Here is a 24,423-nt window from a genome sequence, read left to right as displayed (position 1 = left end):
AATGGCCGCTTTTCCAGTGGCGATATCGTCGCCAACTATTCCCAATGGCTGATTCCCACCCCATCACCTCCCGCTCTGTCTGGTGCCCGCATGTCACGGTCGCATGCGTCGTTGCCGACGGTGACCGTTTCCTGATGGTCGAGGAAGAGGTGAACGGTCGCCTTGCCTATAACCAACCGGCGGGCCATCTGGATGACAGGGAAAGCCTGGTTTCCGCTGCCGTGCGTGAAACGTTAGAGGAAACCGGCTGGACGGTGGCGCTGGAACACCTGATCGGTGTGCACCAGTGGCGTAGCACCGAGCATGGCGATGGTGTCGTGCGATTCAGCTTTGGCGCCCGTGCGGTGCGTCATGACCCTGACCGCCCCCTCGACGACGGTATTCGCCGCGCCCTGTGGCTCACCCGCGAGGAAATCGTGGCTCTGGGCGATCAACTGCGTAGCCCGCTGGTGCTGATGAGCATCGACGCCTGGCTGGCTGGCCAACGCTACCCGCTGGCGATGCTGCACAGCCTGCTGGTTGAGGACCGCTACCCGTGAAAGTCATGCTTGGCATCTCGGGCGGTGTCGATTCCTCGGTGGCTGCACTGCTGCTGCAACAGGCCGGCCACGAGGTCGAAGGCCTGTTCATGCAGAACTGGGAAGAGGACGACCGCAACGGCCCCTGCACTGCCGACATCGACCGCAAGGACGCCGTGGCCGTCTGTGGACGCCTGGGCATTCCCTTTCATGCCCGCAACTTTGCCGCCGAATACTGGGACGGCGTGTTTGAGCACTTCCTGGCCGAATACCGCGCGGGCCGCACGCCAAACCCGGATGTGCTGTGCAACCGCGAGATCAAGTTCAAGACCTTTCTGGACGAGGCCCGCGCCCTGGGCGCTGACAAGATCGCCACGGGCCACTATGCCCGCGTGGATTTTCATGAGGGCAAATACCGCCTGCTGCGTGCCGTGGATGCGTCCAAGGACCAGACCTACTTCCTTCACGCGCTAGGCCAGAAACAATTGGCCGCCACCTTGTTCCCGGTAGGCGAGATCGAGAAGTCGAAGGTGCGCCAGATGGCGCTGGAGGCTGCCCTGCCGACCCACGCCAAGAAAGACTCCACCGGCATCTGTTTCATCGGCGAGCGTGACTTTCGCAGCTTCCTGACTCAGTACATTCCCGCCCAGCCCGGCCCCATGCGCACGCCGGATGGGGAGGCCGTGGGCGAGCATCAGGGCGTGATGTATTACACCCTGGGCCAACGCAACGGCCTGGGCATTGGTGGCCGTCACGGCGCCAGCGGCGAGGCCTGGTACGTGGTGGGCAAGGACGTAGCCAACAATGTGCTTTACGTGGCACAGGGCGGCGAGAACCACTGGCTGTATTCGCGACGCCTGCATACCGAATCACCCAGCTGGGTGGCTGGCGAGCCTCCGGCGAGTCGCTTCCGCTGCACCGCCAAGACACGCTATCGCCAGGCAGATCAGGCCTGTGAAGTGTTCGTACGTGAAGACGGCCTCGAAGTCATCTTCGACGAACCGCAGCGGGCCGTCACCCCCGGCCAGTCGGTCGTCTTTTACGACGGCGAAGCCTGCCTGGGTGGCGCCGTGATCGACCGCACCGACGCACCGTTCGGCGGCTGGAATGATGCCCCTTCCCTCTCAGAGACCCTTTCCGGTGCTTGAAGCCTTTGCCATGAATGAAGAGCGCGTGCTGGCCCTGGCTGGTCTGTTTCAGGCCACCACGCTCGCCCAGCAACTGGCCAATGATGGCCGCTGCGACGACATTGCCATGGCTGCCAGCATGGCCAGCGTGTTCCGCATCGATGCGCCATCTGTGGTGGGCGTCTATGGCGACGTCGCCGCCGTGCGACTGGGGTTGCGCCAGCTCATCAGCTTGCTGGACGAGAACAATCGCGACGTGGCGATCACCCGTATGGCTTTTACCGTCATGCGACTTGAGCGCAGCCTGGCGCGTCGTTCCGACCTGCTTGAGCAGTTGCAGCAGGGCATCGTTTCCGCCCAGCGCCAGGTGGAACATTTCGGCGCCGATTCACCGCAAGTCGTGAAGCGGCTGGCTGGCTTGTATGCCAGCACGCTGTCCACGCTGAAGCCTCGCGTGATGGTGACAGGCAACCCGCAGCAACTGCAGCAACCGGCCGTGGTGGAAAAGGTTCGCACCAACCTGCTTGCTGCCGTGCGTTCGGCCGTGCTGTGGCATCAGGTGGGTGGGCGCCAATGGCAAATGCTGCTCTACCGCAAGCAGTGCAGCATGCTGGCGCGCGGATTGCTGACAGGGTCGACCATCAACAACACCTGACGAGCAGAGGAGTGGCAAATCCCTTTCTTATATCGCCACGTCCCCTGAGCCGCGCCGCGATCCCAGCAGCCACAACGCAGCGACCACGCTGACTACCGCTGTCATCGCCACATAGTGAGCGGGTGCCATGTGCCCCGCTTTCTCGGCGAGATAGCCGATCAGCGTTGCCGTGCTTGCACCAAACACCGCGTAGGCCACGTTGTAGCCAAACGAAATGCCGGAATAACGGACGGGCGCGGGAAACGCAGCCACCATGATGGTGGGCACTACCCCAACAACACCTACCAGAAAGCCGGTAAGCGCATACAGGGGTAGAAAGTGCGCACCACCCGCTGCGAGATCACCAAACAACGCGTAGGTACACGCCACCAGCGCCAACGAACCGATGAGCAAAGCCAGCGGCGCGCCGATGCGATCCACTAGCCACCCATAAGCCAGGCAGCCGAGACCAAGACAGAACGCGGCGACGCTGTTGCCGAAAAAGGCCAGGTCCGGCGCCATGCCAAACGACTTCTGCGCAAGATTGGGCAACATCAGAATCAGCACGAGAATGGCCGCCGTAAGCAACCATGTCACCGCCATGGACAGCACCACGCTGCGTCGGTGACTCTGCAACACGCTACGCAAAGGTAACTCGCGGCTCAGCGCCTTGCGTTCGCGCAACTCGGCAAATACGGGCGTTTCGCTGAGCCAGCGTCGCAGCCACACCGCAATGAAGCCGAACAAGCCGCCCAACCAGAAGGGCACGCGCCAGCCCCAGCGCAGCACCTCTTCTGGAGCCAGGTGATGGTTGATCCATGCTGCGGTCAGCGAACCGATCAGGATGCCCGCCGTCAGCCCCGACGTGAGGCACGCGCAGGCAAAACCCACGCGCCCACGCGGTGCGTGCTCTGCGACAAACACCCAGGCTCCCGGCACCTCTCCGCCAATCGCCACACCCTGCACCACCCGCATCAACAGGAGCAACAACGGCGCCAGCAGACCAACGCTCTTGTAGACGGGTAACAGGCCGATGGCCAAGGTGGGTAGCGCCATCAGGAACACGCTGAGCGTAAACATGCGCTTGCGCCCTTGCCGATCACCAAAATGGGCCATCACGATGCCGCCCAGCGGGCGCGCCAGATAGCCCGCGGCGAATATGCCGTAAACCTGCAATTGAGCCAGCCAGGGCGCGGTGTTTTCCGGGAAGAACAGATGACTGAGTGGGATCGTGAAGAACACGAATACCACGAAGTCATAGAACTCCAGCGCGCCACCCAATGAGGCCAGCAGCAGCGTCTGGATATCGCGAGCGCCAAGGCGGCGCGCAGGGGGCGCCAGTGCCGGCGTAGTCGGGAAAACCTGCGTCATCAGTAATCCTACGGTTCCAGATGAGAGCGACGGGGCAGCATACAGAAAGACAATGCCTATTCGCTGCGTCACGCTTTGCCGTTACGTCACGCTCCGTGGACTACCCAGCCGGGTACTTTGCTAGCCTATGGCCACCTGGGCCCAGCACTAAGAGCCTGTTTCAATTTGGGATCGTTGTGGAAGTCACGCAAGGATGCTGCCCAGGCCATTCCCCCGAAAATCTGGCAAGGAGAGTCCGTATGAGTATGGGCAAGCGTTTGGGAGCAGAGTTCTTCGGTACGTTCTGGCTGGTGTTTGGCGGCTGCGGCAGCGCTGTTTTTGCTGCAACCTTTCCTGAACTGGGCATCGGCTTTGCTGGCGTCGCCCTCGCCTTCGGCCTCACCGTAGTGACCATGGCCTACGCCGTGGGTCACATTTCCGGTGCTCACTTCAACCCCGCCGTGACCGCAGGCATGTGGGCCAGCGGACGTCTGCCCGCCAAGGATGTAGTGCCTTACTGGATCGCCCAGGTCATTGGCGGTATCGCGGCCGGTGCCATGATCTACATGATTGCCAGCGGCCGTCCTGTGTTCGACCCCATCGAAGGTGGCTTTGCCTCGAACGGCTATGGCGAGCATTCGCCAGGTCACTACTCCTTGATGGCCTGCATGGCGGCCGAGTTCGTACTGACGGCGTCCTTCCTCATCGTGATCAATGGCGCCACGCACAAGCTGGCACCGACCGGCTTTGCGCCATTGGCCATCGGCCTCTGCCTTACGCTTATCCATCTGATTTCCATTCCGATCACCAACACCTCGGTCAATCCGGCACGAAGCACGGCGGTGGCCGTGTTCCAGGGCAGCTGGGCCATGGGCCAGCTGTGGATGTTCTGGGTAGTTCCGTTGATCGGTGGTGTCGTGGGTGGTCTGATCTATCGACACCTTCTCGATTCAAGCGAGAGCTAAGCGCAGATATTTCGTAACGCCCCGATAGAAAACCCGGCCGCTCGCGAGAGCCGTCGGGTTTTCTTTAGGTCAAGGCGCCGCGTTACGCCTCGTAGAGCTCGATGGGCAATCCATCCGGGTCGGCGAAAAAGGTGAAGCGTCGGCCGGTGTATTCGTCCACCCGTATCGGCTCACAGCTCACGCCACGCGTCTCCAGCGTAGTGATCACTACCGCCAACTCCGGCACGGCAAATGCCAGATGGCGCAAGCCCTGCGCTTCCGGTCGCGATGGGCGTGGTGGCGGTGAAGGAAATGAAAACAGCTCCAGGCTCACGCCATGGCTCACTTCCAGGTCGAGTTTCCACGAATCGCGCTCCGCCCGGTAAACCTCGTGGAGAATCCGAAACCCCAGCGTCTCGGTATAGAACGCTTTGGAGCGCGCATAGTCCGAGCAGATCAATGCCACGTGGTGGATCACGGGCAACAGCGGCGTTGCCACGAGCTCAGGCTTCCGAAAACGGGAACGTGAGCACGTCGGCAATGGCGTCCGTGCCCACCAGGCACATCAGCAACCGCTCAATACCGAGCGCCACACCCGCGCAATCAGGCATGCCATCCAACACTTCAAGCAGTTGGTCATCGCGGGGAATGGGCGACTGGCCACGTGACTGGCGCACGGTGTTGTCGCGCTCGAAACGGCGGCGCTGCTCTGCGGCATCGTTGAGCTCGTGATAACCGTTGGCCAATTCATAGCGCCCCAGGTAAAGCTCGAAGCGCTCAGCCATCGGCGGATCCCCCGGCCGAATCCTGGCGAGGGCGCACTGCGATGCCGGATAGTCGTGAATGACGGTGATGCGATTGGCGGGAAAAGATGGCTGCAGACGGTGTGTGATCAGCAGGTCCAGCCAGTCATCGCGCGTAAGGCCTTCACCGGAGATATTGAACTCATCCAGTGCCGCCTGCAGCTGCGACACCGGTGCATGTACGGGATCAATGCCGAGCTCGTCGATGAATAGCTGGCGATAACCCTCCACCCATACCTCGGCGCGCCGCCCCACCAGCGAGAGTGCCATTTCCACCAGCGCAATCGCTTCTTCCATCAGCTGATGATGGTCCCAACCGACGCGGTACCACTCGAGCATGGTGAACTCGGGATTGTGCCGCCCACCAGCTTCGCCGTTGCGAAAGACGCGCCCCAGTTCGTAGCAGTCGCCTACGCCAGAAGCGAGTAGTCGCTTCAACGGATATTCGGGCGAGGTGCGCAACCAACGTTGGGGCGAACCAGCGTCGACATGACCACTGAAGGTGGTGCTGAAGCTCTCGATATTGGGATCGGTATTGCCCGCCGCGGACAAAATGGGCGTCTCCACCTCCAACACTTCGCGCGCCGCAAAAAAGGCGCGGATCTGCGCATACAGCCTCGCGCGCAGGTGCAGTCGGCCCGCCAGATGCAGGTTCATGCCCCGCCCTCGTGTTGCGCCAGCAAGGCGAGCAGCTGCCCCTCGTCCCATACATCCACGCCGAGCTCGCGCGCCTTGTCGAGCTTGGAGCCAGCTGCCTCGCCAGCCACCACAAAGCTGGTCTTTTTCGATACTGAGCCCGCCACTTTGGCGCCCAGCGCTTCCAGCCGCTCCTTTGCTTCATCGCGACTGAGCGACGCCAGCGTACCGGTGAGCACGAAGGTCTGGCCGTCGAGTGGTGCCGACGCCGAGCTCGAAGCGGCCGGAATCGCGGCGAGCAACTCGTTCATCGCCACGTCCGCTTCGCGCAGGGGATGCAGGTTCTTCTCGTGCGCAAAAAATGCCCCCAGGCTGGTCGAGGCTGCCGATGGCAAGCCGGCGGTCACCCAATGCGACGGACCGGCAGCGAGCAGCTTATCCAACGACGGGAAGCGCTCGGCCAACAGCTTGATGCTCTTGGGGCCCAGTTTGTTGATGCCCGCCATGTCGAGCAACACGGAAAGGTCCAGGCGCTGACGCAGCTTCGGTGACGGATGGGTTTCGTCGGAGAACACGATACCGGACGCCAGCAACGCGTCGACCACCTTCTGGTTGCCCTTCTGCGCGAAGAAACCGGCAATCGAGGTTGCCACTTCCTGGCCGATATCGGGCAGCACGCGCAGGATGGAGGCCGGCATGCGGCGAATCACCGCCAAACTGCCCAGCCAGGCAACCAGCGTCTTCGCCGTGCTTTCACCGATGTGCATGATGCCAAGCGCAAACAGGAAGCGCGGCAAGGTTGTGTGCTTGCTGGCCTCGATGGCCTCGATGAGGTTCTCCGCCCACTTCGTGGCAACCTTGCCCTGCTTGACCGTTTCCGGCGTGGTGCCATCGCGCTCGCCCCCCAAGGGGGCTTGTTGCACTGCGTCGGCGCGACGCTTCATCTCCAGGAAATCGTCCAACGTGAGTTTGTAGAGATCGGCCGGCGTGTGCACGTAACCGAAATCCACCAAGGCATCGACGAAACGCTCGCCGATGCCTTCGATATCCATAGCGCGACGCGCCGCGAAATGAATGAGGGCTTCCTTGCGCTGCGCCGGGCAGATCAAGCCACCTGAGCAGCGCCACGCGGCCTCACCCTCTTCGCGCAGCAACGCCGAACCGCACACCGGGCAATTCGAGGGCATATGCCAGGCGTGGGTATGCCCGGGACGCAGCTCAGGCATCACGCGGACGACCTCGGGAATCACATCGCCTGCGCGGCGCACAATCACGGTATCGCCGACGCGCACATCCAGGCGCGCCACCTGATCGGCGTTGTGCAGCGTGGCGTTGGTGACGGTAACACCGGCCACCTGCACCGGCGCGAGGCGAGCGACCGGTGTGGCGGCACCAGTGCGCCCGATCTGGATCTCGATGGCTTCGACCGTGGTGGTCTGTTCCTGCGCGGGAAACTTGTGCGCAATCGCCCAGCGCGGCGCTCGCGACACGAAGCCCATGACACGCTGGCCTTCGTAATCATCCAGCTTGTAGACCACACCATCGATGTCGTAAGGCAGGCTGTCGCGCTTGGCACCAATGCGGCGATAGTACGCAATCAGGCCATCGAAGCCGCGCGCCGTTTCCACCTCGCTCGACACCGGAAAACCCCAGTCACGCAGCTGCGCCAATGTCTTCGAATGTGTTGCAGGCAAGTCACCGCCCTGCACGTCGCCCACGGCGTAGGCAAAGAAACTCAGCTTGCGCTTGGCCGTGATGGCAGGATCGAGCTGACGCAACGAGCCTGCCGCACCGTTGCGCGGATTGGCAAGCACCTTTTCGCCGTGCGCACGGGCATAGGCGTTGAATGCCTCGAAATCCTTGTGCCGCATGATGACTTCGCCGCGCACTTCCAGCACGCGCGGCCAGCCCTCACCCATGAGGCGCAACGGAATCGCGCGAACGGTGCGCAAATTGGTGGTCACGTCTTCGCCGGTCTCACCATCGCCGCGCGTGGCACCCTGCACGAACACGCCATTTTCGTAGCGAAGGCTGATGGCCAGACCGTCAAGCTTGGGCTCCACCGAGAACACCGGGTTGCGCCTGTCCAAGGTCTGTTCAATGCGACGTTCGAACTCCACCACTTCGCGATAGCGCTCGCGATCGTTGTCGCCATCCAGCTCAAACGCGTTATTGAGCGACAGCATGGGTATGGCATGGCGCACTTCCGCGAAGCCACCTTGTGCACGCGCGCCGACCTTGCGGGTCGGCGAATCGGGTGTGGCCAGCTCGGGATGTGCAAGCTCCAGCGCTTCCAGCTCGCGCTGCATCCGGTCGTAGTCGATGTCCGTGATCTCTGGATCATCGAGCACGTGATAACGGTAGTTGGCGCGCTCGATCTTCGCGCGCAGCTCGGCGGCGCGGGCGAGGTCATCGTGGGCTTGGCTCTGGCTCATGCAGGTGTCCTCATAGCCCGCGGAGTTTAAGGCAACACTGATCAAGTATCGCTGTTGCCCCCAGCACCACCTGTTCGCGGGCCACCGCGCCCATAGCGAGGGGAGGATGGTGGTCGGTCGAGCCGAGACACCGCCGGTGTGCGGAATGTGGTCAATGTTGCCTTCACGGCAAGGCAACGGTTTTCAGCAATTCGTAAGCACAAAGAAAGAGGACCGGCGTACGGTTCGTTGACAACTCAAGCCGATTGCACTCTGGAGGGTGAGCTTATGCGTACTCGACAGCTGGCGGCTTTGGCGTTTGTCCTTGCCTGCGGCCCCGCCTGGGCCGGTAGCGGCATCCTGGGCATGGACCACCTTGTGCCCTACGACAACAGCGGTATCTGGAAACGCAGCAACCAGGAGATCCTGATCTACGGCACCATTGTCACGGTGGCGGGTGGCGCCCTCTGGCTGGGCGGCAACGATCAACTGGGCGACACGTTCTGGCGCTCGGTGGATTCCATGGCGGTTACTGCGGTCGGTACGCAGGCGATGAAATGGACTTTTCAGCGCCCACGCCCCTCGCAAAACACCAACCCCAACAAATGGTTCCAGGGTACTCAGTACCAGAGTTTCCCTAGCGGTGAAGTCGCAGCCGTATCAGCCGCTGTCACGCCGTTTATTGCCACCTACGGCAGCGAACACCCGGCCGTCTATCTGCTCGCCTTGTTGCCCGCCTATGACGCGGTGGCCCGCGTAAAAACCCACGGCCACTGGCAGAGCGACGTGCTGTTCGGTGCGGCTATCGGTGTCGGTGTTGGCTTGTGGGCCAGCCATCGCGACTCGCCCTGGATACTTTCACTGCTGCCGGGCGGTTTCCAGGTGGGCTATGTGCACCACTTCGACTGATGGCACCTGACATTCATCCACGTGATGCCGGCGTGAGCGGTATCACGTGATGATGGCGTCAACGGTGAAGATCGCCCGAGGCTTCGGGCTGATACTCGATTTCCAGCACGCGCAGGGTGCGCTTGCGGCCATCGGGTGTGGGCCACGCGATCTGCTGCCCCACCCGCAGCCCCAGCAGGGCGCTGCCCACCGGCGCCAGGATCGACACCGTGCCGGGCACGCCGGCGCCCGAGGGGTAGACCAGGCTGATGGTCAGCTCATCGCTGGAATCCTCGTCCTTGAACGTCACCACGGAGTTCATGGTCACCACATCGGCCGGCATGGCCGACGGCTCCACCACATCGGCACGGTCCAGCTCCGCGCGCAGCGCGTCGTACTGGGTCGCCTGCGTGTGCGGCATGCGCTCCAGCAGGGCCTCGATACGCTCGATGTCCAGGCGGGAAATGACAATGGCGGGCTTGGTGCTCATGCTGACTCCTGTCTTCGTACAGGCGATCACAAAAGACGACGCGCCGGGACGGAACCGCCCCAGCGCGCCTGGTCCATAAGTGACCGCATAGCGATCAACGTCCGTTCGCAACGGTGGCGCCGCCAGCCTTGCGGCCATTGACGTGAAGCGAACACGCAGACTTTAAGATGATAAGGGAACGACTGTGGACATGACAGCGCACAAAAGCAAGCTGTCATAGCAGGTATCATGGAGAGGCATGCCAGAAAACTTCGCCGCCCCTGAGGCCAACCTCCCCCATCCGCCTCCGAGCGATGAGGCGCCAGCTCCCGCGACGCCGGCCGCATCATCCCGTGAGCGTTACCGTGGCCTGATCTGGCTGGTGGCTGCGGCGTTCTTCATGCAGGCGCTGGACTCCACCATCGTCAACACCGCCGTGCCCGCCATGGCCGATGCGCTTAATGTCACACCCCTGGGCATGCGCACCGCCTTGACCAGCTACGTGCTGACACTGGCGATTTTCATTCCGGCCAGCCCCTGGCTGTGCGACCGCTTCGGCACACGACGTATCTTCGCCGCGGCCATCGCCACCTTCACCATCGGCTCACTGTTGTGCGGCATCGCCCAGACGCTACCGCAACTGGTGGCAGCACGCGTGCTGCAAGGCCTCGGCGGTGCCGCGTTGATGCCGGTGGGTCGTTACGTGCTCGTGCGCAGCATCGACAAGCGTGAATTCGTCAGGGCCATGAGTACCGTGGCCACCGTGGGCCTGCTGGGCTCGGTACTTGGCCCACTGCTGGGCGGCGCGTTGGCGCAGTACACCTCATGGCGACTGATCTTCCTTATCAACGTGCCAGTGGGCGTGATCGGCATGTGGATGAATCGACGCGACATGCCCGACTACCGGCTCGATGAGCCGCCCCGCTTCGATATCTTTGGCTTTCTGCTGTTCGCCGCTGCGTCGTCCATGTTGCTGACCGCGTCCGAAGTTGCCAGCGGTGGCGGTGGGCGCTGGGTGTCGATAGCGATTTACGGCGCGCTGGCCATCGTATTCGGCACCGCCTACGTGTGGCACAGCCGACGCGCCGATCACCCCGTCGCCGATCTTAATCTGCTGCGCGTGCGCAGCGTGTGGGTGTCGCTGGCGGGCAACCTGTTCACGCGACTGGGCGTGTCGGGCATGTTCCTGTTGCTCGTGCTGTTTCTGCAGGTCGGTTGTGGCTGGTCGCCGTTGATGGCCGGCATGATGATGGTGCCGCAGGCGCTTGGCTCGATCAGCGCCAAGTGGTTCATCAATCGTCTGCTCAACCGCTTCGGTTACCGCAATCTGCTGTTTTCCAACACGCTGATCGTCGCCGTCTTGCTTGCTTCGTTCGCCCTGCTTGGCAAGGGTTCGCCGATGTGGGTGATTGCCCTGATGGTGTTTATCTATGGCGGCTTCATGGGCATGCAGTACACCGCCATGAACACGCTGATCTACAACGATTTGGATGTGAAATACGCTTCACAGGCGTCATCGATGGCATCGACCGCGCAATACCTGTCGATGAGCTTTGGCATCGCACTCGCGTCGCTGCTGATGGAAGCCCTGCTGAAAGGGCACGCGCACGAGGACTACATTCCTGCCTTCCGCTGGACGGTATTGCTGCTGGGCATCGTCACGGCCACGGCAAGCTGGGTGTTCAGTCGACTGGAGAGCAATGTCTCGCCGCGATCAAGGCAAGCTGCCGGTTAGGGACGAGTCGCGCATCCAGCATGTAGCATGCACCAGACCTGATCACGGGCCGGCTCTTCTCCATGCACCACGCCAGCGACATCCTGCTCACGCTCTTCATCGTTTTCATCGCCGCCCAGATTGGCGGCGAGATCGCGCAGCGCCTCAAGCTTCCCGGCGTGGTGGGCGAAATCGCGGCCGGCTGCGTGATCGGCCCTTCCGTGCTTGGCTGGATTGCGCCTGACCTGATCGCCGCGGGCACGCCACTGGATGTGCTGGCAGAAATCGGCGTCGTGCTGCTGCTGTTTTCCGTGGGCCTGGAAACGCGCCTGGAAGATCTGAAGAAGGTCGGCAAAGTCGCCTTCCTGGTGGGTGTGCTTGGTGTGGTGGTGCCGTTTGCGATGGGAAGCGTGTGGGCTCACGGCAATGGTTTTGACTGGAGCCGCTCGCTGTTTATTGCAGCTGCGTTCGTGGCCACCTCGGCCGGCATCACTGCGCGCGTGCTTCAGGAACTCGGTGCACTGCAACGCACCGAGAGCAAAGTGATCCTGGGCGCTGCCGTGATCGACGACATTCTCGCCATGTTGCTATTGGGTGTGGTGGTATCGCTGCAAGGCGGCGAAGGCGTGGATCTGGTCCATCTGCTGGCCGTGCTGGCCGGCGCCATCGGTTTTATCGCCATCATCGGCTTTGGCGGCGCCCGCATGATGCGATGGAATTCAAGCTGGCTGGACAAGCCGCGCAGCCCTCACTCAGCACTCGCCATCGTGCTGGCGTTGTGCCTTGGCCTTGCCTATGTCTCCACCTTGTTTGGCCTGGCGGCCATCATCGGTGCCTTTCTCGCCGGCATGATCGCCTCCGAAACGCGCCAGCAGCACACACTGGAAAAGCAGACGCAACCCTTGCTGGCCCTGCTCACACCGATCTTCTTTGTTGTCACCGGCAGCAAGATCGACCTGCATCAGCTGGCAAGCTGGGAGGCTGACGTGATGTTGCTGGTGGTCACCCTGATCGCCATTGCTTCCAAGCTGATCGGCGGCTACCTCGGTGCATTGTCACTGCGCTCGCGCAGCGCCCTCATCGTGGGCTTCGGCATGGTGCCGCGCGGCGAGGTGGGTGTCGTGATAGCCAGTCTGGGATTGACCGCCGGCGTATTCACCGACCAGATTTACGCCATTATCGTGGCGATGTCGTTGCTCACTGCCATGGTGACGCCGCCCGTGCTCGCCTGGCTGCTTCGGCGACCCGACACCTCAGCCGACAAGCCCGGCTGAACTACGCGCTGCGCATCACGCGCCACGCATCGAGCGCCGCCAGACGCGTCTCGCCAAGATCAAGCATGGGTGCAGGATAACCACTGCGACGCAGCAGCCCGGGATCCTTCCAGGGCTCGAACAACAGGGGTAGCGGCGCCGAAGACAACTCAGGCAGCCAGCGACGCAGATAAAGTCCCTGCGGATCGAATTTCTGCGCCTGTGTCGCCGGATTGAATACGCGAAAATACGGCGCGGCATCGGCGCCGCTACCGGCCACCCACTGCCAGCCCAACGTGTTGTTGGCGAGGTCCGCATCGACCAGCGTATCCCAAAACCATCGCGCACCATGAAGCCAGTGCTGCCTCAGGTTTTTGGTAAGGAAGCTGGCGACAATCATCCGCACGCGGTTGTGCATCCATCCGGTATGCCAGAGCTCGCGCATGCCGGCGTCCACCAGGGGGACGCCCGTCTTCCCCTGCTGCCAGCGCTCGAGGAATGACGCATCGTTGTCGACCCAGGGAAACTTGTCGAACTGCTTGTTGAAGTTCTCCGTGGGCGTGTCGTGAAAGTGGTATAGCAAGTGATGCGCGAATTCGCGCCAGCCCAGCTCGCGCAGATAAGGCTCGATATCGGGGCGCTGGCGTACCTCGATGGCTGCGGCCCCATTCGCCAACAGATGATGGATCTGCCCCGGCGATATCTCACCGAAATGCAGATGGGGCGAAAGGTGGGAGGTTCCGTGACGCGCAGGAAAATCACGAGACTGCGCGTAATCACCCGCCGCATCATCCATGAAGATATCCAGCAGCTCGCGCGCACCCTGCTCTCCCGGCTGCCATGTCTCTTGCAGGCCAATGTCCCAGCGAATCGATGGGAGCAGTCGGAGTGCCTCCAGCGGCAGGCTTCCCTCGACGACCACGCCACGCAACGATGAAGGTGCCGGCAAGGGCTTTGCTGCGTCGAGGCGCGTGCGAAGGTTCCGCCAGAAGGGAGTGAAGACGCTATAGGGTCCCTGCTGCTTCGTCTCGATCTGCCACGGCTCGCACCACAAGGACGCGTTGAAGCTATGCGCCTCGATACCTCGCTCGCGCAACGCCGATTTGATGAGGGTGTCGCGCGCCATGGCCGAGGGTTCGTACTGGCGACTCCAGTACACCGCGCTGGCGCCCGTGCGCTCGATCAGATCGAAAAGCACGTGCAGGCTGTCCCCTTGTGCCAGGTGCAGCGCATTGCCGCGCTCACGCAAGCTCAGGTCGAGGCTGAAAAGGGAATGATGAAGCCACCATCGACTCGCACTGCCAGGCGGCCATAAGCCGTCCTCGTCGGGGGCGTGGATATAGAGCGGAAGAACGCGTTCGTGCGCCACAGCAGCCGCACTGAGCGCCGGATGATCGGCGAGGCGGAGGTCCCGGCGAAACCAGACGATGGCTGTACTCATCGCGAACGCATATGGAGAAAGGGTACCGAAGTATGCCCGGCTTCCGTTCCGCCACGGGGAGTAACCGACAGTGCTTGCTGCTGGCAGTCACGGTGGGCTGGAGATATGTACCGAAGGGGATGCCGCCAGTGGCGGCATCCCGCATGTCGCATCAGAGCTCGACGACGTCGAAGCGGCGGTCGGCCTCAACCTCTTCCTGGTAATTCACGTCGTCACGGTCGAAGCCGAACAGGCGCAGGAAGTCGTGCTTGTAGCCGGCGTAGTCCGTCAGCTGATTGAGGTTTTCGGTGGTGATGGTCGGCCACAGCGCCTTGCAGACCTGCTGCACATCCTCGCGCAGCTCCCAGTCGTCCAGGCGCAGGCGACCATCGTTGTCGAGCTCAGGCGCCTTGTGATCCTTGCGGTACATGCGATCGCGGAACAGGCGGTTGATCTGTTCGATGGTGCCTTCGTGGATGCCTTTCTCCTTCATGACGCGGAAGGAAATGGCGATGTAGAGCGGCAGCACGGGGATCGCCGCGCTCGCCTGCGTCACCACCGACTTCATCACGCCCACGTAAGCGTCGAGATGTTCGGCCTTGTGCTCGGCGATCAGTTGCTTGGCCGTGTTGTCCAGATGCTGCTTGGCCTGACCCAGCGTGCCGTGCCAGTACATCGGCCAGGTGATCTCGGTACCGATGTAGCTGTAGGCCACCGTCTTGGCATGATCGGCGAGCACGCCGGCGTTGCTCAGTGCGTCGATCCAGAGCTTCCAGTCCTCGCCGCCCATGACGGTGACGGTGTCCTTGATCTCCTGCTCGGTCGCCGGCTCCACCGAGGCCTGAATCACCGTGTCACGGTTGGTGTCGACCGAGTTGGCCGTAAAGGTCTCGCCGATGGTCTTGAGCGACGAACGCACCAGCTCGCCGGTGTCCGGCAGCTTGCGCACCGGCGAGGCGAGCGAATAGACGACGAGGTCGATCTTGCCGCCCATCTCGTTCTTGATCATGTCGATGGCACGCGCGCGCGTTTCATTGGAGAACGCGTCACCATTGATCGAGCGGCTGTAGAGGCCGGCTTGCTTCGCGAACTTGTCGAATGCCGCCGCGTTGTACCAGCCCGCCGTACCCGGCTTGCTCTCGCTGCTGGGCTTTTCGAAGAACACGCCCAGGGTGTCCGCGCCGTAGCCGAAGGCCGCCGTGATGCGTGAGGCCAGGCCGTAGCCGGTGGACGCGCCGATGACCAGCACGCGCTTGGGGCCCTCGCCCAGGTCACCCTGCGCCTTGGTGATGTTGATCTGTTCGAGCACGTTGCGCTCGCACCCGACCGGATGGGCCGTCACGCAGATAAAACCACGCACCTTGGGGTTGATGATCACTCGAAGACTCCTGAGAGGGCAGTACAAACCGCCATCTTAACCCGCGTGGCCGGCCATGCGCTGCCGTAGGGAGGTTCGGAGCCAAGGACCCGCTTTGTGGTCGGCCACGGCAGCCCTGATGCCATGTCGGGCAGTCCGCCTACTCGTTCACGAACAGCACACATACAGACTGCGATTTCACAATCACAGCACTATGAATAGCGGCTGCAGGGATAAAGGCGACCAGCAGAGTCACCATCGGCAACAAAGGACTGAGGATAAACGGGGAACCATGGGCGAAGTCGGGCGTAGATCATCGACGCGGCAGCTCACTGCGTTGATTGCAGCGAGCCTCGCTTGCGCGCTCGCTTCGGGCTGCGTCAATCAGCCATCCAGGCCCACGTCGCCGGTAGATGCCACGCCGTCTACAGCCCCGTCGACCGACGCCTCGTCATCAGCGACACCGCCGGCGAACGGCGAGAACCTCACCGCACTACGCAAACTTACGCTGATGCGCCCTCTCGATGGTGGCATCGACACGCCCCTGACTCACACTCAGATCCATGGCTATGCGATGGTCGACGCTGCCGCCTACACAGGCAACGGGCTGGGAGGCTCTGAGTTGAGCCTGCGCCGCCTCGACATCAACCTGACGCATAAGCTTTGGCTGGACTGGCTGCTCTACGCCGACGCCCAGCTGGTGGACAAGCACTTCGAGTTCAAGGACGTCTATGTGCGCAAACAAACGGAGCACTTCGGCGTACTTACCATCGGCAACCAGCAAGAGCCGTTTGGGCTTGAGCAATTCGGCAGCTTCAAAAACACCACCTTCCTCGAACGTGCCACCACCACTGCGCTCGCCCCGAGTCGAAGCGTCGGCATCAGCTCAAGCGATTATCACGGCCCCTGGATATGGACCTACGGCTTCTTCACCGCCGGCGCCAAGGACGAAGACCAGAAACAGCGAGGTGTCGCCCTTACCGGGCGACTGGCCTATGCACTGCAGACCAACGAGGGGTCTTATCACCTGGCGGTCGACTATTCCACGCGCAATCTGGGATCCGGCAACAATCAGCGATTCAAATCGCCTCCGGAGGTCGCGCTGTCCACCAGTCCGGACTTCCTCGACACGGGCACCATCAAGGAGTCGAACCAGGTGCAGCGTTTTGGACTGGAGGCTGCTCATGTCGAAGGTCCGTTCTCCTGGCAAGCGGAGTACATGATGGCCCACGTGCAGCGTGACGACGGGCTGCCCACGCTACGTTTCGCCGGCTGGTACGCCTTCGCCAGCTGGATGCTCACCGGCGAAAGCCGCCCCTATCGCGCAAGCAACGCCACCTTCGGCCCGGTGGTGCCCAACTCCCCATGGAACGGTCGTGGCGGCGGCGCGCTGGAGCTCGCCGTGCGCCTCAGCAATACCGACCTCAACGATCGAGACGTGATGGGTGGCAAGGAAGCCAACCTAAGTGTGGGAGTCAATTGGTACCTCGACAAATCCCTGCGCCTGTCCGCCAACCTGGTGCACGCGCTGAACCTCAACAAGCCGGGCGATCCCGCCGACGGCAAGCATCCCACCGCCATCGTGGGGCGACTGCAGTATCAGTTCTAGGCAGCGCCCCACGAATGAACACCTACTTGACCCCTTCGATATCGTCCGGCTTCCAGCTCAGATCGAAGAAGGGCTGCAGCGGACCATAAAAGCGCATAAGCGTGAACCAGCCTCGGCCTGGCACCGTTTCGATCCAGTTCTTCTCTTTGCCAGCAGGGGCCTTCGGACCGAAGTAAATATCGTAAGAGCCATCTGCGTTCTTCTCGGCACCCGAATACTGGCTTACCGTCGGAAACTTCTGGCCATTGCGCAACAGCGAACGGGTAACGGCGTCATACACCACCACTGACCAGAAGTTTTTTACCGGAACGTTGGGCGGAATGTGCAGGTGATAGCTCTTAGCGCCATCCAGGAAGGTGCCCTGTTTGTCGCGCACGGCCCAGATGTATTGAGAGCCCACGCCAACGGCCTTCGAGGCCATGGCCGGCGACATACCAATCGCCGAATAGGCGAAAGCCGCGCGACGGTCCGAATTGACAAAACCTTGTGCATCCCAGGTGGCGCTGCCGCCTACGAAGATCCACTCCCACTTCCGATCTGGATAGACCAGTCGCGCAGGATCCTGGGAATCAAAGCCGTTGACACGCGCATACGCGCCGCCAAGACGCGCTGCCTCGCCCAGCAACTTGCGCTGTGCTTCACTTGGTTGAAAAGGCTTACCGCTTTCGATGCCTATGCTCGCCATGGCAAAGCGATCAGAGGTGGTGAAGATATCTGCAGGTTCGTCCTGTGCGATGCGGCCAAGATCATCAAAGAAGGCTTCGGTATCAGGGAATACGGTTTTGATTTCCTTGCCGGAGCCATTGATGAAGGCCTGAACGGGGGGAGCCCCGGCGTCAGCGAGCGCATAGATATGGGCTTTCTTCATCAACGCGACGGCTTCATCTGTCTTGCCATCGACGAGAAATCCGCGCACACCGAACACCACGCGAAAGGTGGGCGAGTGCCCGACGATGTAGCCGCCGGGAACATTGCCTTTGTAACCGGGTGGCAGGAGTAACACTTTGCCACCCAGCCCCTTGTCCGCGCCTGTCGGACCAATACCGAGAATCTCCGTCTGGCGAATGTCGCTAAAACCGCCGAGCATTTTCGGAGGTACTTCAACGACCACTGGACCCTTGCGCAAGTCGATGGCGCCGAGCCCGTAGACAGTTTCGGTATTGCCGGTGAGCAACAGCGTCTGGGCGTCCATCAAGTTCTCCCAGATGATGATCTGATTGGACTGTTTATCACCCGCTTCGGCCGTGCCTTTCCATACGGCATACCAGGACACGGTTGGCATCTGCGCCATGTAAACCTCAACAGCGCGATTGACGGTGATCGCTTCGCGCAAACGCTGGCTGGTATCTGCCGAGGGGTAGCCGCCCCTGAATTCCAGCGATCCGTAGCGCGTCTGCAGATGATCATTGTCGAGCCAACCGTTGGCATCTTTGCTTTGCGCCATCGATATGCCGGCATAGAGTGACAACGCCACAGAGACGGTTGCAAAGGGCAGCAAACGGGTGTGGTGATTCTTCATGACGTGGGTTCCTCGTCGAAAGTACAGTCAGGCAGGGCAGCAACAGACGGAGTGACGCGTTCAATTGACCGGCTGGATGTCTTCCAACTGCCACCGCTTGTCGAACCACGCCTGCAATGGGCCATAAAGCCGGAAGATCAGGAACCAGCCCTTGCCGGGCACCGTCTCTATCCAGTTGGCGGCGTCTTTGGGTTGTTGCGGCGAAAAGTAGATATCCGTCGTACCGTCGGCGTTGACCTTCAGGCCGCGTGCGCTGGACAGACTCGGGAACTGCTGATCGGTCTGCAGCATCGAGCGCGTTTGCGGGTCATAGACCACCACCGACCAGAAATCCTTCACCGGCACCTTGGCCGGCACGTGCAGGCGATAGGTCTTGGCACCATCGAATGGCTCCCCCTTGCCGTCCAGGTTGGCAGCGGCGTACTGCGAACCGATGCCCGGCATGGCCACGGCCATGGCCGGCGTGTCGATGGTGGCCGCGTAGAAGAACATGGTGCGGGCGTCAAAGTTGCGCGCCCCTTCATTGAGCCATTCGTAGCTTCCGCCAATGAAGGGCGTGTTCCAGTGGCGGTCCGGATAGATGAGTGCGGCCTTGTCGCGATTGCGGAAATCAATGGCGCGCGCCGATGCATTCCCGATCGCCACCGCGTCGGCAAGGATCTTCTTCATGCGCTCATCGGGCGCGAATGGCTTGCCCTTCACCATACCGATCGACGCGAACAGTCCCGTCATATCCGGGCCGTAGGCACCGGCAGGTTCCTCCTGCACGATCTGGTTGATCTCGTCATAGAACTCGATGTTGTTGGCATGCACCGTATTCATCACCGTGCCGGAGAGGTTGATGAAATGGTTCTCCGGCGGCGCAGAGGCCTTGGCAAGCGGGTACACGCGCAGCCCCCGCTTGAGACTGGCCACACCCGGCTTGGGATCGCCGTCCTTCATGAAGGCGCGACCAAACAGCAGATTGCCGAAGGTCGGGGGCTTGACGACGAAATAGCCTGAGGGAATCTCGCCCTGATAGCCCGGCGGCACGAACAGGTACTTGCCGCCCTTCCCTTTGTCCGGTCCCGCGTTGCCCATGTCGGTGACATAGCGAAACCAGAAGTCATCCACCACACCGAGAATGTTGGGCGGCGTTTCCACCACGACCGGCCCGTTCTTCAGATCCATCCAGCTCCAGAAATAGATGGTTTCGGTGTTGGCGGTGAGAAACAGCGACTTCGAATCCATCAGGTTTTCGAACACGCCAATGGTCCCATCCACCGCGCCCGCCTTGCGCAGGCCGGCTCGAATAGCCGCCATCGATGCACCAGGAATGCCGTTGAGAAACACCTCGGTGGCGCGGATGGTGTCGAGATTGTCGTACACGTTCCTGGCCGTCTCAGCCGAGGGAATGCCATCGGTGTAATGCAATGTGCCGATGCTGGTTTCCACCTGCGCCGGCGTGGTGATTTGCGCAGGAATGGGCGTCGTCATTTTCAGATGCGGCGCCTTGGGGTCGCTGGCGTGTGCTCCATCCACGGTTAGCAGTGCAGACATGAGCGCTACACCGAGAAACAGCGGGCGCGGCATCCGTTCCATCTTCATGAGACTTGCTCACATGGCTGGCGTCAGCCTGAAGCTTCGGTGAGGGCACGCCTGCGAGACAATCGCGAAACTACGCAGGTTCGCTTGGTAGAACTACGTAGAGCCAAACAAGTCAACTGAACCCGGCACGGCGAAGGTGATGCCCTCTTCTTCAGCACGTGGATGACCTGACCGATTGTCTGGCGCGCGACGCCATACAGCCGCTCCGTGACCCAGTCACCCTGTGCAGCCGCGAGAAGATCTAAGTATTTCTTCGCTGTTCGCGCAGCGCGCAGCAAAACATCCTTGCACCTGACTGCTGGCCATCGGCGCCGCTCCAGGTGCACGCGACAGGTCTGAGGCCAGATCGGGCAACCACGAAGGAGATCAGTGATGTCTCGTACGCATACGACGCCACGCAAGATGCATTCACTGCACGTCGCGATGCTGGCTTTGCTCGCCTTGGGCGCGTTCTCACCGGGTTGGGCACAGGCCCAGCAGTCGGCGAACGCCGAGCTGGCGGAAAAGCTGTCCAATCCCGTGGCCAGCCTGATCAGCGTGCCCTTCCAGTTCAACTACGATCAGAAGATCGGCCCCGCGGACGACGGGCATAAAACGTATCTGAACTTTCAGCCCGTCATTCCGATTCACTTGAATCAGGACTGGACCATGATCTCGCGCACGATCCTTCCGGTCGTGTCGCAATCAGACATTTCTCCGGGATCAGGTCACCAGAGCGGTCTGGGCGACATCACGCAGAGTTTGTTCTTCTCGCCTGCCAAACCCACCAGCAGCGGGCTCATCTGGGGTGCGGGCCCTGCATTTCTTATCCCGACCGCTACCGACGGGCTACTGGGTAGCAAGAAATGGGGCCTGGGCCCCACGGCGGTGCTGCTCAAGCAGTCCCATGGCTGGACCTACGGCATGTTGGCCAACCACATCTGGTCGGTCGCGTCGGTGCGCAGCAACGATCCGAAGCACCCGGACATTAGCAGCACCTTTATTCAGCCCTTTTTGAGCTTTACCACGCCGAAGGCGTGGACCTACGGACTCAACGCCGAATCGAGCTACGACTGGAAACACCACCAGTGGGTGGTGCCGGTGAACCTTACCGTGGCGAAGTTGACGCGCGTCGGCAAACTGCCGGTCAGCTTCACCGGTGGCGTGCGCTACTGGGTGCAGGACACGCCAGGCAGTGCGAAGGGCTGGGGCTTCCGCATGGTAGCCACAGTGCTGCTGCCGGAAGGCTGAGGTCCGACGCTGGCTTGACAGGCCCACCATTTATTAATGAGAATTATTCTCAGTAATAGTGGACCTTAGAGCCCCAGGACGCCTGTGTGATTGTCGCTTTTGCCTTGCTGTTGATGTTTTCAGGTGCGCTGCTGGTTTACCTGACCGGTGAGCATCAACGCCTGCGCTCTCAATCGTTGCCCGCCACCGTTCGTGGCATCGGTTGGTTGCTGTTGGCGGCCGGTACGGGATGTTGGCTGCACGAGGCGGGTATGGGCGCTGGCGTCGCCGCGGCGCTGGCAACGCTGATGTTGAGCTGGGTCGCCTTGCCGTATCTCGCCTGGTGGCGTGGCGCTCGCGCGGAAAACGGCGCGCCATGATGGCCCGTTGCCTTGCCGGCACCCTGCTGGGGTTTCCCCTGGCTGCCGCCCTGCTTGCGCTCGCGCTGCACGTCTCGCCGAATCACGGCGAGGCGTGGGTGGTACCGGCGCTGATTCTGTTCTTTCCGCTGTGGATCGCGGTGATGGCGGGCACGTATATGTTCCGCAGCGGCGCGCGGGCATGGCTGGCACTTGGCGCCGCCAATGCCGCGGTGTTTATGACGTTGTGGGCTGCGCGAATGGCCGGAGTGTGAGATGAAATCCGCCACGATCCGCACGTATCAGACCGTGCATACCTGGACCGGCTTGTTGGCTGGTTTTGCGTTGTTTGTCGCGTTCTATGCCGGCGCACTCACCGTATTCCACGACGACATCGCGGCATGGCAAAACCCACCGTGGCGCAGCGCCGTGGATGCCGAGGTACCCCTCGAAACGCTGATCCAGCAGCTGCTGGCCAAACACCCAGCCGCTCGCGACGATTTCGGTGTCGTGCTGCCTACCGATAGTTCGCATGCGGCGTATGCGTATTGGCAGGACGGCGATCACGCCCGTTTTGCCACCGTGAAACAGATGGAAGCGCCCCGTGCCGAGGCGGCACAGAACGAGTTGGCCGATTTCGTCTACGCCCTGCATGACTCGCTGGGTTTGCCGGTAGTGGGTCTCTACCTGATGGGCATCGTCAGCGTGCTTTATGGCTTGGCTTTGGTATCCGGCATCCTCATCCATCTGCCGCAATTGGTCAGCGATCTGTTTGCCTTGCGCGTGGGACGCAACATCAAACGCCTCTGGCAGGACGCACACAACGCCATCGGCGTCATCAGCCTGCCCTTTCATGTGATTTTCGCGGTGACGGGTGCGCTGTTCTGTTTGTTCGCCATCACGCTTGCTGCGCTCAATACCGTGGCCTTCGATGGCAAATTGCTCGATGCCTTCGGCAAGGCCACGCAGACCACGCCCACGGTCACCGTCAGCGGCACGCCGGCCAGCATGCTTTCGGCTGACGCACTGATGGAACGCGCGCGTGCTGCCGCATTGGCGAGTGGCGTCACCACTTTCGAGCCGGACTATCTGCATTTCGTGCATTACGGCGATCGCAATGCGGTGGCCGAAGTGCGGGGACTCTCGCAGCACACGCTGGGCAGCTACGGCACGGTGGCCATGTCTGCCCACGACGGCAGCGTGCTCGCCACCTACGTGGGAAACCGCTACAGCCTCAACGGCATCAGCTACGCCTCATTGTTTGGCCTGCACTTCGGCAGCTTTGGCGGTCGTGCAGTGCAGTGGCTTTATTTCTTGCTGGGACTGGCCGGAGCATTCCTGTTCTATTCCGGCAACCTGCTGTGGATCGAATCGCGACGCAAGCGCCGTCACCCCGATCAACCACGACGCACGCAGGTGATGGCGCGCGCCACCATCGGCGTGTGCATCGGTACCTGCCTGGGCGTCTCGGGCGCCTTCGCCGCTACCTGGTTCGCCGCACGCTGGGGCATCGATGCCGGCCTGCCGCAGCGTGTCGCCTGCTACGGCCTTTTCCTGACCGCATGCGTGTACGCCTGCCTGCGCCCCATTGCGCGAGCAACGGTGGAGTTGCTGTGGGCCACGGCGGCACTCACTGGCGGCGTCGCCATGATCGACCTGATCAGCAATGCACCCGCCATGGTCCTTAGTGCGTCGCCGTTGAGCTGGCGCGTGTTGGGCGTAGACCTGACCGGCATTGCACTCGGCGTCGTCTTCGCATGCTTTGCGCGCGCTGCCATGCGGCGTGCATGCCATGGCACCGCCAACAGCGTGTGGGCGCTGCCTGCCTCCGCGGAGTCCGCGCACTGAGGGGCACGACCGCTTCGCACTTTTGGTACCGGCGGATAGCACGGCTTCGCGGGCCCCTGGAGGCGACTATCGCAAATTAATACGAGCTTTGCCTCGCGGCGACGCGTGCCGCGAATGGAACGCCCCTGACGGCCTCTGTCGCGCAGCGACTCAATACGCCATGCGCACCGCGTTAAGCCGCGCAGCGGTAGGGCCATCGCTCATCAGGGCGATCTCGTCCCACACAGTGTCTTCTTCACCGTCGGCCAGCAGCTCGTAGGCGCTGCGCCCATCAAAGGCATGCTGATGCCGGCACATCCAGCGTACGGCACGCTGCCGGTCGCCCAGGCTCTGCACCAGCATCGCGGCCAGTGTGCCGTGTCGCTGCTCGAGCATGGCAAAGGCGCGCTCCATCACACCGTCGCGCTGGGCATTGATCTGGGCTAGTTCGGTGGCGACGTCCTGAAACCTGATGGTCACTTTACGCATACGCTCCTCCCTTTTCCCCCTACGCCGTCCGCTCCCACCGTCCACGGCGTTCTCCCGCCGGGGCCGGAGAAACGCGAGAACCGCTATCGCCCCTCCCTGTGCCTGGTAACACTCATGTCACGCGCCCGGCGACGGAAGCCATTCGTTCGGGCCCTTGCGGCCGGATCATGCGGAAGCAAATGCTGAATTCGCGTGAATTCCCCCAGGCTGCCGACTAAGACTTTTGGATAGCGTCCCTAGGCTATGAAATGGTCATAGCATGTGTGGATCGGCGCCGCCCTCGCTGACCAGATCCGA

General features: G+C 61.9%; 22 protein-coding genes. 12 read left to right on the top strand and 10 right to left on the bottom strand.

What is annotated here, in order from left to right:
- Nucleotides 1–44: 44 nt before the first annotated feature.
- Genes AC0GUR_RS08640 through hflD form a run of 3 tightly spaced genes read left to right on the top strand, consistent with a single transcriptional unit; the run spans nt 45 to nt 2,300 of the window.
- Nucleotides 45–539 (top strand): NUDIX hydrolase, encoded by a 495-nt coding sequence (locus AC0GUR_RS08640; protein WP_472877053.1) that lies wholly within the window; start codon nt 45–47, stop codon nt 537–539.
- Entirely contained in the window at nt 536–1,666 is a 1,131-nt protein-coding gene (mnmA, locus tag AC0GUR_RS08635; protein ID WP_472877052.1) for a tRNA 2-thiouridine(34) synthase MnmA, read from the top strand. The genes AC0GUR_RS08640 and mnmA overlap by 4 nt, the downstream gene beginning before the upstream one ends.
- Before the next feature lie 10 nt (nt 1,667–1,676).
- Nucleotides 1,677–2,300 carry a high frequency lysogenization protein HflD gene (gene hflD, locus AC0GUR_RS08630; RefSeq protein WP_472877051.1) on the top strand — a complete coding sequence of 208 codons (624 nt, stop codon included), beginning with the start codon at nt 1,677–1,679 and terminating at the stop codon, nt 2,298–2,300.
- A 27-nt stretch (nt 2,301–2,327) separates the two neighbouring features.
- Here hflD and AC0GUR_RS08625 read toward each other — a convergent pair whose 3' ends face one another.
- Entirely contained in the window at nt 2,328–3,650 is a 1,323-nt protein-coding gene (locus AC0GUR_RS08625) for an MFS transporter (protein WP_472877050.1), read from the bottom strand.
- Nucleotides 3,651–3,889: 239 nt separating this feature from the next.
- On the opposite strand from AC0GUR_RS08625, the gene aqpZ reads away from it, so the two are divergent.
- A complete protein-coding gene (aqpZ, locus tag AC0GUR_RS08620; protein WP_472877049.1) occupies nt 3,890–4,594 on the top strand; it encodes an aquaporin Z in 705 nt (234 codons plus the stop codon).
- 82 nt (nt 4,595–4,676) lie between these two features.
- On the opposite strand, the gene gloA2 is transcribed toward aqpZ, so the two are convergent.
- The 3 genes from gloA2 to ligA are packed head-to-tail and all read right to left on the bottom strand — an operon-like array spanning nt 4,677 to nt 8,447.
- Complete coding sequence (gloA2, locus tag AC0GUR_RS08615; RefSeq protein ID WP_472877048.1) at nt 4,677–5,072, bottom strand: SMU1112c/YaeR family gloxylase I-like metalloprotein; 396 nt, start codon at nt 5,070–5,072, stop codon at nt 4,677–4,679.
- Nucleotides 5,073–5,076: 4 nt separating this feature from the next.
- Nucleotides 5,077–6,033, bottom strand: coding sequence for an EF-P lysine aminoacylase EpmA (gene epmA, locus AC0GUR_RS08610; RefSeq protein ID WP_472877047.1), 957 nt, complete (start codon nt 6,031–6,033; stop codon nt 5,077–5,079).
- Nucleotides 6,030–8,447: an NAD-dependent DNA ligase LigA gene (ligA, locus tag AC0GUR_RS08605; RefSeq protein WP_472877046.1), complete on the bottom strand. Its 2,418-nt coding sequence runs from the start codon at nt 8,445–8,447 to the stop codon at nt 6,030–6,032. Before ligA ends, epmA begins: the two co-directional genes overlap by 4 nt.
- Before the next feature lie 267 nt (nt 8,448–8,714).
- On the opposite strand from ligA, the gene AC0GUR_RS08600 reads away from it, so the two are divergent.
- Nucleotides 8,715–9,335 (top strand): phosphatase PAP2 family protein, encoded by a 621-nt coding sequence (locus AC0GUR_RS08600; RefSeq protein ID WP_472877045.1) that lies wholly within the window; start codon nt 8,715–8,717, stop codon nt 9,333–9,335.
- 58 nt (nt 9,336–9,393) lie between these two features.
- Here the strand turns inward: AC0GUR_RS08600 and rnk are convergent, their stop codons facing one another.
- A complete protein-coding gene (rnk, locus tag AC0GUR_RS08595) occupies nt 9,394–9,804 on the bottom strand; it encodes a nucleoside diphosphate kinase regulator (RefSeq protein WP_472877044.1) in 411 nt (136 codons plus the stop codon).
- Nucleotides 9,805–10,042: 238 nt separating this feature from the next.
- On the opposite strand from rnk, the gene AC0GUR_RS08590 reads away from it, so the two are divergent.
- Together AC0GUR_RS08590 and AC0GUR_RS08585 are read left to right on the top strand one after the other, a co-directional pair.
- Nucleotides 10,043–11,518 (top strand): MFS transporter, encoded by a 1,476-nt coding sequence (locus AC0GUR_RS08590; RefSeq protein WP_472877043.1) that lies wholly within the window; start codon nt 10,043–10,045, stop codon nt 11,516–11,518.
- Between the two features lie 62 nt (nt 11,519–11,580).
- Nucleotides 11,581–12,771, top strand: coding sequence for a cation:proton antiporter (locus AC0GUR_RS08585; protein ID WP_472877042.1), 1,191 nt, complete (start codon nt 11,581–11,583; stop codon nt 12,769–12,771).
- A gap of 1 nt (nt 12,772) precedes the next feature.
- Here AC0GUR_RS08585 and AC0GUR_RS08580 read toward each other — a convergent pair whose 3' ends face one another.
- A complete protein-coding gene (locus AC0GUR_RS08580) occupies nt 12,773–14,191 on the bottom strand; it encodes a cryptochrome/photolyase family protein (RefSeq protein ID WP_472877041.1) in 1,419 nt (472 codons plus the stop codon).
- Nucleotides 14,192–14,342: 151 nt separating this feature from the next.
- Nucleotides 14,343–15,548: an enoyl-ACP reductase FabV gene (fabV, locus tag AC0GUR_RS08575; RefSeq protein WP_472877040.1), complete on the bottom strand. Its 1,206-nt coding sequence runs from the start codon at nt 15,546–15,548 to the stop codon at nt 14,343–14,345.
- A gap of 271 nt (nt 15,549–15,819) precedes the next feature.
- Between fabV and AC0GUR_RS08570 the strand changes: the two genes are divergently transcribed.
- A complete protein-coding gene (locus AC0GUR_RS08570) occupies nt 15,820–17,136 on the top strand; it encodes an OprO/OprP family phosphate-selective porin (protein WP_472877039.1) in 1,317 nt (438 codons plus the stop codon).
- Between the two features lie 22 nt (nt 17,137–17,158).
- Here AC0GUR_RS08570 and AC0GUR_RS08565 read toward each other — a convergent pair whose 3' ends face one another.
- The gene (locus AC0GUR_RS08565; RefSeq protein WP_472877038.1) at nt 17,159–18,655 is read right to left on the bottom strand and encodes a DUF1254 domain-containing protein; all 1,497 of its coding nucleotides are present in this window, start codon (nt 18,653–18,655) and stop codon (nt 17,159–17,161) included.
- 60 nt (nt 18,656–18,715) lie between these two features.
- Entirely contained in the window at nt 18,716–20,194 is a 1,479-nt protein-coding gene (locus tag AC0GUR_RS08560; RefSeq protein WP_472877037.1) for a DUF1254 domain-containing protein, read from the bottom strand.
- Between the two features lie 420 nt (nt 20,195–20,614).
- Here AC0GUR_RS08560 and AC0GUR_RS08555 point away from each other — a divergent pair, with 420 nt between their 5' ends.
- From AC0GUR_RS08555 to AC0GUR_RS08540, 4 genes are all read left to right on the top strand, one after another.
- Complete coding sequence (locus AC0GUR_RS08555) at nt 20,615–21,472, top strand: transporter (RefSeq protein ID WP_472877036.1); 858 nt, start codon at nt 20,615–20,617, stop codon at nt 21,470–21,472.
- Nucleotides 21,473–21,558: 86 nt separating this feature from the next.
- Nucleotides 21,559–21,831: a hypothetical protein gene (locus tag AC0GUR_RS08550; protein ID WP_472877035.1), complete on the top strand. Its 273-nt coding sequence runs from the start codon at nt 21,559–21,561 to the stop codon at nt 21,829–21,831.
- Nucleotides 21,828–22,085 carry a hypothetical protein gene (locus tag AC0GUR_RS08545; RefSeq protein WP_472877034.1) on the top strand — a complete coding sequence of 86 codons (258 nt, stop codon included), beginning with the start codon at nt 21,828–21,830 and terminating at the stop codon, nt 22,083–22,085. The genes AC0GUR_RS08550 and AC0GUR_RS08545 overlap by 4 nt, the downstream gene beginning before the upstream one ends.
- Before the next feature lies 1 nt (nt 22,086).
- Nucleotides 22,087–23,658, top strand: coding sequence for a PepSY-associated TM helix domain-containing protein (locus tag AC0GUR_RS08540; RefSeq protein ID WP_472877033.1), 1,572 nt, complete (start codon nt 22,087–22,089; stop codon nt 23,656–23,658).
- A gap of 150 nt (nt 23,659–23,808) precedes the next feature.
- Here AC0GUR_RS08540 and AC0GUR_RS08535 read toward each other — a convergent pair whose 3' ends face one another.
- A complete protein-coding gene (locus tag AC0GUR_RS08535; protein ID WP_472877032.1) occupies nt 23,809–24,126 on the bottom strand; it encodes a DUF2384 domain-containing protein in 318 nt (105 codons plus the stop codon).
- Nucleotides 24,127–24,423 lie beyond the last annotated feature (297 nt).

It is taken from the genome of Dyella sp. PARNA 12/25, assembly GCF_055702865.1.
This window is presented reverse-complemented; position numbering and strand designations above follow the sequence as displayed.